Consider the following 11207-nt stretch of genomic DNA (forward strand, 5'->3'; position numbering starts at 1 on the left):
CCGGCGCGGGCCGCGCCTGCCGGGCGCTGGCGGAGCTTGCGAGCAGACTCAAGGCCGTCACGGCCGCAACGGCGACCAAGCCCGTTCCCCGCCCCTGCAGCGCTGCGATGGCCCGAGCTCCCGTGGATCGTGTCACCATGCCGTGTCCCGATTCAATTCTGTTCATCCGCACCCCGCGCGATCAGCGCAGGGCAATTTATAAGCTCGAACATGTCTTGGGGTGAAGTGAGGCGACGTCTCACCAGCGCTGCAGCGGGCGTCGGCCCTGATTGTGTCGAATTCTGGAACACGGCATGACGCGACCTCGTCGCCCTTTTCTTGATTCGCCCACCCGCACATCCGTTCATCAATCCGTTGCCGAGCCATTAACGCGGATTTGGCCGCAGAGGTCCGCAGGCCGCGCCGCGCCTCGTTCATCTGAGACGCACGCGGGGCGGTGTATGGTTCAATGCCAGCCGGCGAACGCGGCCAAGCCTGCTGCGCTCAGGCAGCACGCCGGGAACGCGCAGAAGCTTGTCGCGACTTCACGCGGCCAACTCGCCCAGCACATCAGCTTGAAACGCTCGCGTTGCGCTCCCACTCTTTAGCGAGCGGTCGCCTGATCACCTCTCGCCCGCCCTTCGCCCGATTGCTGAACGGAGCCGCCCCTTGCCCGATCCTCGCGATTTTCACGTGCCGCAATCGTCCTACTCCAAAGACGATCTGCTCCGCTCCAGCCAAGGCGGCTATTTTGGCCCGGGCAACGCGCAGTTGCCGGCGCCGCCGATGCTGATGATGGATCGCATCACCGAGCTCAGCCGCGACGGCGGCCGCTACGGCAAGGGCCGCATCGTCGCCGAGCTGGATATCACGCCGAAGCTGTGGTTCTTCGATTGCCTGTTTCGCGGCGATCCTGTCATGCCGGGCTGCCTCGGCCTCGACGCGATGTGGCAGATGGTCGGCTATTGGCTGGGCTGGTCGGGCTCGCCCGGCAAGGGCCGCGCCACCGGCGTCGGCGGGGTGAGCTTTCGCGGCGAGATCACACCGGAGGTGAAATGCGTGCGCTACGAGGTCGACATGCGCCAGGTCAAGCGGGGAGGGCTGGTGCTCGGCATCGCGAACGGACGCGTGCTGGCCGACGGCGCCTGCGTCTACGAGGCCCGCGACATGAAGGTCGCGCTGACGACGTCTTGAGCGTGGTTGCCGTCAGGACAGCCGCTTCTCGAAGAACAGGTCCGGATACGGATCGTCGTTGAAGCGCTCGATCTCGGTCCAGCCGGTTCTGCGATAGAGCTGCTGGGCCTCCCCGAGCGCGCTGTTGGTGTCGAGCCGCAGCGTCGTGATCGACAGCTTTCGCGCGGCGGTCTCGGCGGCGTCCATCAGCCGGCGGCCGAGACCGAGGCCGCGGGCGGCGGGGGCGACCCAGAGGCGCTTGATCTCGGCGGTCGCGCCGGCATGACCCTTCAGGCCGACGCAGCCGAGCGGCAGTCCGTCGGACAGCGCGACAAAGAAGGCGCCGCGCGGCGCCATCATGTCCAACGCATCGGGATCGCGCGATAGCGCGACGTCGAAACCGCGTGCGAAGCGGCGCGACAGCTCGGCATAGTATTCGCCGAGACAATAGCGTGCCTCCGCGCCGCGCGGATCGACCTCGTCGAGGCTGATGCGGTCGCGGCCGAGCGCGGCGGCGACCATGTCCATGGCCGCAAGCAAGGCTTCGGGCTGGCTGTGGCGCGCGATCATCGACTGGGCCTGGCCATTCGAGAGCGTCTCGTACGCCTCGAACTCGCGCCGGCCGGCAGCGGTGAGCTTGGCAATGCGACGACGCGCATCGTCCGGATGCGGCTTCGTCGTGATCAACCCCTCCTCCTCCAGGCTGCGCAGGAAGCGGCTCATCAGGCCGGAATCGAGCGCGAGATAATCACGCAGCTCCGCTACGTCGCTCCGGCCATGGCCGATCGCATTGAGCACGCGCGCCACCCCGAGCGGCCGGCCGCGGCCGAGGAACGAGGTGTCGAGCGCGCCGACCTCGGAGGTCACGGCGCGGTTGAAACGGCGGACGCGGGCGATCGGGTCAAGCATGATATCTGACTTAGGTCAGATATATTCCGGTGTCAACGCGCCCGCAGGACGCCGACGCCAAACAAAAAGGGCGGCCCGGCCGCCGACCGAAGCCGGTTGCCGGACCGCCAGGTTTTCCCCGGGAGGAACTCAGATCAGTTCAGAAGCTTCGCGACGTTGTCCTTGGTCACGAGATCGAGGCCGGTGTAGATGATCTCCGGCACCTTCTCGCCCTTCTTGATCGCGAGCAGCGTGTCCATCGACTTCTCGCCCATCTCGAACGGACGCTGGCCGGTGAGCGCGTTGGAGTAGCCGTCGCGCAGCAGCTCGAGCTGCATCTTCAAGGTATCGGCGACGACGAGCGTCAGCTTGCCGGCGTCGATGTCCTTCTTGTTCTTGTTGACGAAGGCCTTGTAGCCCTCGGGCGCGAACATCGGCCAGCCGCCGATCGGCACGATGGCGCCGAGGTCGGGGGTCGCGGTGCGCAGGTCGGCCATCTGCTGCACGGCGAGCGCCGGATCGTCGTTGCAGAAGGTCGGCGAGCCCGCCACTTCCGTCCACTTCGAGCCCTTCAGCGCCTCACGCACGCCATCGACGCGCTCGGCGAGGTTCTTGGCGCCCGGACCGCCGGACACCACGGCATATTTGCCGCCGTCAGGCCGCAGCTCGCGCAGCTGCTTGCCGAGCGCGAGGCCAAAATCCTTGTTGTTGGTGCCGATATAGGCGAGGCGCTTGGAGCCCGGCGCGTCGGCGTCGAAGGTGATGACGGGGATGCCGGCCGCGGTGGCCGCGTCGATCGACTTGGTCATCGCCGCGACGTCGGCGACGGAGATCGCGAGGCCGTCGACCTTCTGGGTGATGAAGTCCTGGATGATCTGCGCCTGGGTGGCCGGCTCGTGCTCGACCGGGCCCTTGTAGATGCACTCGACATTGCCGAGCTCCTTGGCGCGCTTCAGGCAGCCGTCGCGCGCGACGTCGAAGAACGGGTTGTTCATCGCCTTCGGCACGATGGCGAAACGATACTTGGTCTCGGCCTGGGCCGGGCCCATCAGGATCGCGAGCGATGCGACCGCATACAGCAGCTTCTTCATGGTTTCCCTCCTCATTGTCTATCCCTGATCATTGTCTGTGCCGGGCGCGGATAGACGTGATCAGTCTCATCCCGGCCAGTATTCGTCACAACAGTCTTGCGCGGATGCGGTCGACCAGCACGGCAGCGATGATGATCACGCCGACCAGCGTCTGCTGCCAGTAGGAGTTGACCTGCGCCAGCACGAGGCCGTTGCGGATCACTTCCAGCAGCACGCAGCCGACGATCGCGCCGAGCGGGCCGCCGATGCCGCCGGCGAGGTTGGCGCCGCCGATCACGGCCGCCGCGATCACGTTGAGCTCGTAGGACGTCGCCATGTTGGCGGGCGCGGATCCCAGCCAGCCGGAGATGATGATGCCCTGCAGGCCGGCGGCGAGCGCGCCGACCACATAGACCTCGATCTTGACGCGCGGCACCGAGACGCCGGTCAGCTCCGCCGCCTTCTCGTTGCCGCCGATCGCAAAGACGTGGCGGCCGAACGTGGTGTGGTGCAGCACCAGCGCCATCAACAGCGCCAGCAGGATGAGATAGATGAACGGCGCGGGCACGCCGTACACGTCGCCCTGCGTCAACGCATAGAAGTAGTCGGCATCGGGGCCGCCAGGAAAGCTGCCCTTGCCGTTGGAGATGACGTAGCCGAGGCCGCGCACGATCGACAGCATGCCGAGCGTGGTCACGAACGGCGACAGCCCGAGCAGCGCGACGCAGACGCCGTTGATGAGGCCGACGATCAGCGATACGACGAGCCCTGCGAGCACCGAGACGATCAGGATCAGCCCGGGCACATTGGCCACCACCGTCTTGCCGTCGGCGGCGAGATGCACGAACAGCGACGACAGCGGCATCCCCGGCGTCGACAGCGACGTCATCACCATCGAGGTGATCATCGCGGCGAAGCACATCAGCGATCCCACCGAGAGATCGATGCCGCCGGTGATGATGACGAAGGTGATGCCGAGCGTCGCGATCGCGATGAAGGAGAAGTTCTTGGCGACGTTCTGCAGATTGCCTTCGGTGAGGAAATACGGACTGGCGAAGCTCATCACCACGATCAGCGCGAGCAGCGCGAGCGTGACGTAGGCGGTCTGCGACGCGAACACGCCACGATGCCACCAGCGCGCCGCCCCGACATTGGTGAAGGTGACGTCTGGGCTCGCGGGACTGGTTTCTGACGGAACGGACATCACGCCGCCTCCTTGGCGCCGGTGATCAGCGCGGTGACTTCCTCGGGGCTGGTGTCGGCGACCGGCTTGTCGGCCTTCTTCTCGCCGCGTCGCATCACGACGACGCGATCACACACCGCGAAGATGTCGGGCATGCGGTGCGAGATCAGGATCACGGCGATGCCCTGCTCCTTCAGGCGATGGATCAGGCTCAGCACCTGCTCGACCTGGCGCACCGAGATCGCCGCCGTCGGCTCGTCCATCATCACGAGCTTGGCGTTGGACAGACGCGTGCGCGCGATCGCCACCGCCTGCCGCTGGCCGCCGGACATGTCCTTGACGAGGTCATGCGGCCGCGTCTCCGAGCGCAGCTCGCGGAACAGCTCCAGCGCGCGCGCTTCCATGCCCTTGTGGTCGAGCAGCACGAGCGGTCCGAAATTGCGCTTCAGCTCGCGGCCGAGAAACACGTTGGCGGCGGCGGTGAGATTGTTGGCGAGCGCGAGGTCCTGATACACGACCTCGATGCCGACGCTGCGCGAATCCATCGGCCGATGGAAATGCACCTCGCGACCGTCGAAATGGATCGTGCCCTGGCTCGGCGGAAAGTTGCCGGCGATGATGCGCACCAGGGTCGACTTGCCGGCGCCGTTGTCGCCCATCAGACCGACCACCTCGCCCGGACGAATGGTGAGATCGACGCCGTGCAGCGCCCGGATCGCGCCGAACTGCTTGCCGATGCCCTTGAGGTCGAGCACCGGCGCCGCCGCGGCCGTGGCAGCTGTCCCGGTCGCGCTCATCGACGCATGCACGCTGCTGTCGTCAGACATAACGGTTCACCACGCTTTCGAGATATTCCTGCCGACCGGAGCGCGGCTGCGGATCGAGCCCGGTGCTGACGGCGCGGTCGGCGAGTTCGGCGAGCGAGCGGCGGCCGGCGAGGATCGCCTGCCCCTCCTCGCCGTCCCAGCCGCTGTAGCGCTGCGCGAGCGGCGCGGTTAGCGCGCTGTCGGTGAGCATCTCGTCGGCCGCGATCAGCGCCCGCGCGCAAGCGTCCATCGAGCCGACATGGGCATGCAGAAGATCATCCGGATCGATCGACTGCCGACGGATCTTGGCGTCGAAGTTGAGCCCACCGGTGGTGAAGCCGCCGCCTTTGAGGATGTCGTGGAACACCAGCGCGAGCTCCGGCACGTTCATCGCGAACTGGTCGGTGTCCCAGCCGAGCAGTTCGTCGCCGCGGTTGATGTCGAGCGAGCCGAACACGCCGAGCGCCTGCGCCAGCGCGATCTCGTGCTGGAACGAATGGCCGGCGAGGATGGCATGGTTCTGCTCGATGTTGAGCTTGACGTCGTCGAGCAGATCGTAGCGCTTCAGGAAGCCGTAGCAGGTCGCGACGTCGAAATCATACTGGTGCTTGGTCGGCTCCTTCGGCTTCGGCTCGATCAAGAGCGGGCCCTTGAAGCCGATCTTGTGCTTGTGCTCGACCACCATCGACACGAAGCGGCCGAGCTGGTCGAGCTCGCGCCTCATGTCGGTGTTGAGCAGCGTCTCGTAGCCCTCGCGGCCGCCCCACAGCACGTAGTTGGCGCCGCCGAGGCGATGCGTCACCTCGAGCGCAGCGCGCACCTGCCCCGCCGCATAGGTGAAGACATCGGGATCGGGATTGGTCGCGGCGCCCGCCATGTAGCGGCGATGCGAGAACAGGTTCGCAGTGCCCCACAGCAGCCGCACCTTGGCCTGCTCCATCTTCTGCGCGAACAGGTCGCCGATGGCATTGAGGTTGGCGACCGATTCCTTCAGCGTCGCGCCTTCCGGCGCGGCATCGACGTCGTGGAAAGTGAAGAACGGCACGTCGAGCAGGCGGAACAGCTCGAACGCGACATCGGCCTTGGCGCGCGCCATCGCGAGCGCGTCGTCGCCATGCTGCCACGGCCGCAGGAAGGTTTCGCCGCCGAACGGATCGGAGCCCGGCCAGCAGAACGAATGCCAGTAGCAGACGGCGAAGCGCAGATGGTCCTCCATCCGCTTGCCCCTGATGACGCGATCCTTGTCGTACCAGCGGAACGACAGCGGGCTGCGCGACTCCTGGCCGCCATAAGCGACGGTCGCGCCGGTCTGGAAGAAGGGAGCCTGGACGTTCACGGGGGTTACTCCTTGAGAGCGGGATAGAGCTTGCGCCAACGCCCATAGGCGTCGTCGTAAGCGGCGCGCAACGCGGCGCGGGGTTCGAAACTCTGCAGCCGCTGCGGCTTGCGGCAGACATCGGCCGGAGCGGCCCCGGTGGCGGCGAGACGGCCGAGCCTGGAAGCGCCGATGGCGGCGCCAACCTCGCCCTCCTCGACGCGATGCACTGATACGCCGAGCACGTCGGCCATGATCTGCGCCCACAGAACCGAGCGCGAGCCGCCGCCAACGAGATCGAACTCTCTGATCGGCTGCGCGCGGCGGCCGAGCGCGGCCAGCATGTCGCGCGAGGCAAAGGCGACGCCCTCCAGCACCGCCTGCACGAGATCGTCGCGGGACGCAGCACTGCGCAATCCAACCAAGGCGCCTGCGGCATGCGCGTCATTGTGCGGCGTGCGCTCGCCATCGAGATAAGGCAGGAACTGCACCGGGCTCGGGCGATTGACGCTCGCCCCGAGCGGCGCCAGCAGCGCGGCTTCCGGCGTTGCGAGAATGCGCGCCAGCCACGACAGCGACGCGGCGGCCGACAGCATCACGCCCATCTGGTGCCAGAGTCCGCCGAGCGCATGGCAGAACGCGTGCACCGCCGCTTCGGGCGCCGGCGCGAAACGATCGGTGACGCGGAACAGCACACCCGACGTGCCCAGCGACAGGAACGCATCGCCCGGCGTGATCGCGCCGAGCCCAATGGCGCTCGCGGCATTGTCGCCGGCGCCTCCGGCGATCACGACATTGGCGTCCATGCCCCAACGCTGCGCCAGCTCGCGCGACAGCACGGCACTGGGCTCGTTGCCTTCGACCAGCCGCGGCATGTGATCGAGACCGAGCCCCGTCGCCGCCAGCAGCTTCTCGGACCAGCGCCGCGCGCCGACGTCGAGCCACAAGGTGCCGGCGGCATCCGACATGTCCTCGACCATCTCGCCGGACAGCCGGTAGCGCACATAGGCCTTCGGCAGCAGCACCTTCGTCACCCGAGCGAAGATGTCAGGCTCGTGCTTCGCCACCCACACGAGCTTCGGCGCGGTGAAGCCGGGCATCGCGAGATTGCCGGCGATCGCGTGCAGTTCGGGACAGCGCTGCTCGAGCTCGGTGCACTCGGCCTGCGAGCGGCCGTCATTCCACAGGATCGCGGGCCGCAGCGGCTGGCCGTCGCGGCCCAGCAGGGTCGCGCCGTGCATCTGGCCGGACAGGCCGATGCCGCGCACCGCAGCCGTCTCACGCGGATGGGTGCGAGCGAGATCATCGACCGCGCCGATGGTGACCTCGACCCAGTGGTCGGGATTCTGCTCGGACCACAGCGGCTGCGGATGCGACAGCGCCAGCGGACGCGACGCGCTCGCGACCAGCACGCCCGCCTCGTCCTCCAGCACGGCCTTCACGCCGGATGTGCCGACATCCAGTCCGAGAAACACGCTCCACTCCTCCCACACCGGTCACCGGTCAGCGGCGCTCTGCGGCGCCTCGAAACCAGTGGCCTACTCTTCGATCCGTGAACGGCCCGGCCGCGTGCGCCGCGGCCGCTGGTTCACGGCAGATTGTCCCGCATCACGATGTCGATGCGGATCGCTTCCTGTTCGCTCAGGATCGGCTCGCCGCGCGCCAGCGCCAGCAGGACGCGCACCGCGGAGCGCGCCTCATGTCCCGGATTTTGCGAGATCGCCGCAGCCATCACGCCGGACAGCAAGAGCTTGCGCGTCAGCGTCGTGACGTCGTGGCCGACGAATACGATGTCGCCGGCGCGGCCCGACTCCGTCAGCGCCTTGGCGACGCCGGCCGTGCCGGCCCCGACATTGTAGAGGCCGACGATGTCGCTGTTCTCGGCGAGCAGCTTGCGCATGAGGCGCTCTGAGCGATCGTCCGCATCATGCCCTTCAGCGACGGGCAAAACCTCAAGTTGCCGAAACTCCGCCGCCAGCACCTGGCTGAAGCCGAAGATGCGCTCGGCATGGTCGCGCAGGCCCTGCGAGCCCGCCATGATCGCGACGCGTCCCGGCTTGCCGCCGGCGAAGCGTCCGACCAGCGCGCCCGCGGTACGGCCGGCGGCGATATTGTCGATCCCGACATAATGGTGCCGGCGCGACGACGGCACGTCCGACACCAGCGTCACCACCTTGGCGCCGGAGTCGACGAGATCGTTGATCGCCGCGCGCACGCTCGGATGATCGAGCGCGACCACCGCCACGCCATCGACACGCCCGACCAGATCTTCCAGCTTGCCCGCCAGCACGGCGGGATCGAACACGTCGGTGGTGACGACATCGGTCGTCAGCCGGCGCGCGGCCATCCAGGCGGCGAGCTCGCCGAGATGCGCCTGGATCTGCTGCATGAAGGGATTGGCGCCCAAGGGCATCACGAACGCAAAGCGCCGCGAGCGCGCCCGCGCCAACTCGGAGGCCGCCGCATGCGGCTGGAACGCACTGCGCGCCATCGCGTCCTTGACGCGCCGCACCGTGTCCGGGCGGACGCCCGGCCGGTTGTGCAGCACGCGGTCGACGGTCGCCAGGCTGACGCCGGCCTGCCGCGCGATGTCCCGCAATGTCAGCGGTGCGTTCATGCTCCTCCCCTTCGGGTTGAGGAACTTAGCGCGATTTTTGAGGTGCGCAACTCATTTCTGAGGGCCCCCGATCATCTCTGAAAGGCTCTTGAAGGAGCCCAATGGCTGCGAAGCGCGCCTAATCGATCCTCTGCCCGCCGGAAATGCCGGAGATGCAGCACGGATTGGCACGGGCCCGCGGCACCACCCGCTTCAGCCAGCACCGCGCCGGCGGCCGCTGCACCCCGCGCCAGAAGGCCGGCGCCTTGACGTAGGTCCAGGCGCGACACCGCGGCAGCTCACGATTGCAGGTCTGCCGGCAGGCCTGCGCGTCGTCGAACGTATCGAAGCTGCGGTAGTCGCCGCCGGGACGATCGATGTCGGTGGCGTAGAAGTCGTTCGCGAAGGCGGGCGCGGCAACAAGCGAGGCGAGCACGACCGCCGTGGCGGCAATCAGGTGACGAAGATGCATGGCAGTCTCCTGTCAACTTACGCGATCAAGTAAACTGACCTCTCGGAAGATTGTCAAACGCGTCACGTGGTCGTCTCGGCGCGCACGTTGCAGGCCTTCTTGCCGTCGCGCGCGATCGCGTCGTCACGCGGTCAGGCGTGCGATGTCGTGCGGCAGGGTGTTGACTCGAGCCAAGCCCGACAGATCATCTACACGAAAGCAACCTCGATGCGCTTGTCGGAGCGCGCGGTCATCCGGCAGGCACGGGAGAAGCCGTCGCTGGCGATGGCGAGCTTGAACTGCTCGGGCAAGTCGACCGTCGCGATCACGTCCAGCGCGGCGGCGGTTTCGGACAACGCCCGGACCGTGCAGTCGAAGGTGGAGCGGCCCGCGTTGAACGCGATCTGCCCGGCCTTGAACACGCGACGCAGCGTGGGGGCGATCGACGGGGATAGCTCCAGCCAGGCGACGACCTGGTTGCGGCCATTGGTCTTGGCCGAGTACATCGCGAGATCGGCGCGCTCCAGCATGGCATCGAATGGCAGCCCCGGCGTGAAGTCCACCGCGCCAAAGCTTGCCGTGACCCGAAGGGGTCCGCAGGACGTCTCGATCACGAGTCCCGCGACCGCGCTCCGCATCTTCTCGAGCACCGCCATCGCCTCGCCGAGGCTCGCATGCGGCAGGATGATGCCGAACTCCTCGCCGCCGAGGCGGCCGATGACGTCGGACTCCCGTAGCACCGCGCGGCACGCCTCCACCACCTTCGACAGCACGAGATCGCCGACGGCGTGGCCATATTGATCGTTGACCGACTTGAAGTGATCGATGTCGAGCAGCGCGCAGGTGAGCTTGTGGCCGTGCCGCTCGGCCAGCGCCCGCAGGCGCTCGCCTTCGCTGCGGAAGGCGCGGCGCGACAACGCGCCCGTGAGACTGTCGCGCATGCTCAGATTGCGCAGCATCAGCTCGTCGATGGCGATGGCTGCAAGATCCTTGAGGATCGCGACATCATGCAGGCTGAACGACCGCGGCTTGGTGTCCAGCGCACACAGGGTCCCCACATTGACGCCCGCGATGCGCAATTGCGCCCCGGCATAGAAGCGGATGAACGGCCGGCCATGGACCAGCACATTATCCGCAAAGCGCGGATCGCGATGGGTGTCGGTGACGATCAGCGGCTCGAGTTCCTGGATCGCGTAGTTGCAGAACGCGGGCCGTCGATCGCCCTCGTGATCGGCCATGCCCTCCGCCGCCTTGAACCATTGGCGATGGCCGTCGACGAAGGTCAGCGTGGACATCGGCACATCGAAGATCTTCCGGCACAGTGCGGTGAGACGATCGAACGCGCGCTCGCGCGGCGTATCCAGAACGTCGAGTTCCGCCAGCGTCTCCAGGCGGCGTGTATCATCGTGATGGTCGGCGGACATCGGCAACTCCCCTCATCGCCAGCATGCCGTCTGCCCCTTAACGCTGGATTGAGGAGGAGAATGAGGGAACTGCTAATAGGGAACTCGACCGCGAGCGGACTTGCCGGCGAGCGGAATAAGCGCACACGAACGCGGAAAATGTCCCGGCGACGTGTGGCGCATGTGTCGATGGAACGCATCCAGAGCAGACCGAAGCTTCCAAGGCGACCGCCCGGCCCTCGGCCTTCTCTGTCGCTCCGTTTCATTCGGTAAAAAATAAAATACTTGCGTAATATCGGAAATCATGATTGTCTAGCGCCATCCTGCCTCAACGGGAGGGGCG

10 protein-coding genes are annotated in these 11207 nt (G+C 67.0%); 1 reads left to right on the top strand and 9 read right to left on the bottom strand.

What is annotated here, in order from left to right:
* The first annotated feature begins 648 nt into the window (after nucleotides 1-648).
* Nucleotides 649-1173, top strand: a complete 525-nt coding sequence (fabA, locus tag BRAO375_RS25095; protein ID WP_009030253.1) for a bifunctional 3-hydroxydecanoyl-ACP dehydratase/trans-2-decenoyl-ACP isomerase — start codon at nucleotides 649-651, stop codon at nucleotides 1171-1173.
* A gap of 12 nt (nucleotides 1174-1185) precedes the next feature.
* Here fabA and BRAO375_RS25100 read toward each other — a convergent pair whose 3' ends face one another.
* The 9 genes from BRAO375_RS25100 to BRAO375_RS25140 form a co-directional block, all read right to left on the bottom strand.
* Nucleotides 1186-2061 carry a bifunctional helix-turn-helix transcriptional regulator/GNAT family N-acetyltransferase gene (locus tag BRAO375_RS25100; protein WP_009030254.1) on the bottom strand — a complete coding sequence of 292 codons (876 nt, stop codon included), beginning with the start codon at nucleotides 2059-2061 and terminating at the stop codon, nucleotides 1186-1188.
* Nucleotides 2062-2195: 134 nt separating this feature from the next.
* Entirely contained in the window at nucleotides 2196-3131 is a 936-nt protein-coding gene (locus BRAO375_RS25105) for a sugar-binding protein (protein ID WP_009030255.1), read from the bottom strand.
* Between the two features lie 85 nt (nucleotides 3132-3216).
* Nucleotides 3217-4314: an ABC transporter permease gene (locus BRAO375_RS25110; protein ID WP_009030256.1), complete on the bottom strand. Its 1098-nt coding sequence runs from the start codon at nucleotides 4312-4314 to the stop codon at nucleotides 3217-3219.
* Nucleotides 4314-5120 carry an ATP-binding cassette domain-containing protein gene (locus BRAO375_RS25115; protein ID WP_502688958.1) on the bottom strand — a complete coding sequence of 269 codons (807 nt, stop codon included), beginning with the start codon at nucleotides 5118-5120 and terminating at the stop codon, nucleotides 4314-4316. The genes BRAO375_RS25110 and BRAO375_RS25115 overlap by 1 nt, the downstream gene beginning before the upstream one ends.
* Complete coding sequence (gene xylA / locus BRAO375_RS25120; protein ID WP_009030258.1) at nucleotides 5113-6435, bottom strand: xylose isomerase; 1323 nt, start codon at nucleotides 6433-6435, stop codon at nucleotides 5113-5115. Before xylA ends, BRAO375_RS25115 begins: the two co-directional genes overlap by 8 nt.
* A 5-nt stretch (nucleotides 6436-6440) precedes the next feature.
* Nucleotides 6441-7889, bottom strand: coding sequence for a xylulokinase (gene xylB / locus BRAO375_RS25125; RefSeq protein ID WP_009030259.1), 1449 nt, complete (start codon nucleotides 7887-7889; stop codon nucleotides 6441-6443).
* Between the two features lie 113 nt (nucleotides 7890-8002).
* The gene (locus tag BRAO375_RS25130; protein ID WP_009030260.1) at nucleotides 8003-9031 is read right to left on the bottom strand and encodes a LacI family DNA-binding transcriptional regulator; all 1029 of its coding nucleotides are present in this window, start codon (nucleotides 9029-9031) and stop codon (nucleotides 8003-8005) included.
* A gap of 118 nt (nucleotides 9032-9149) precedes the next feature.
* Nucleotides 9150-9482 carry a PAN domain-containing protein gene (locus BRAO375_RS25135; protein WP_009030261.1) on the bottom strand — a complete coding sequence of 111 codons (333 nt, stop codon included), beginning with the start codon at nucleotides 9480-9482 and terminating at the stop codon, nucleotides 9150-9152.
* Nucleotides 9483-9670: 188 nt separating this feature from the next.
* A complete protein-coding gene (locus tag BRAO375_RS25140; RefSeq protein ID WP_009030262.1) occupies nucleotides 9671-10885 on the bottom strand; it encodes a sensor domain-containing diguanylate cyclase in 1215 nt (404 codons plus the stop codon).
* Nucleotides 10886-11207 lie beyond the last annotated feature (322 nt).

The sequence above is a fragment of the Bradyrhizobium sp. ORS 375 genome (assembly GCF_000239775.1).
GTDB lineage: Bacteria > Pseudomonadota > Alphaproteobacteria > Rhizobiales > Xanthobacteraceae > Bradyrhizobium.

Coding starts and splice junctions, on each gene's coding strand:
- BRAO375_RS25100 (WP_009030254.1), bottom strand. CDS start 2,061: ATGCTTGACCCGATCGCCCGCGTCCGCCGTTTCAACCGCGCCGTGACC.
- BRAO375_RS25105 (WP_009030255.1), bottom strand. CDS start 3,131: ATGAAGAAGCTGCTGTATGCGGTCGCATCGCTCGCGATCCTGATGGGC.
- BRAO375_RS25110 (WP_009030256.1), bottom strand. CDS start 4,314: ATGTCCGTTCCGTCAGAAACCAGTCCCGCGAGCCCAGACGTCACCTTC.
- BRAO375_RS25115 (WP_502688958.1), bottom strand. CDS start 5,120: ATGTCTGACGACAGCAGCGTGCATGCGTCGATGAGCGCGACCGGGACA.
- BRAO375_RS25130 (WP_009030260.1), bottom strand. CDS start 9,031: ATGAACGCACCGCTGACATTGCGGGACATCGCGCGGCAGGCCGGCGTC.
- BRAO375_RS25135 (WP_009030261.1), bottom strand. CDS start 9,482: ATGCATCTTCGTCACCTGATTGCCGCCACGGCGGTCGTGCTCGCCTCG.
- BRAO375_RS25140 (WP_009030262.1), bottom strand. CDS start 10,885: ATGTCCGCCGACCATCACGATGATACACGCCGCCTGGAGACGCTGGCG.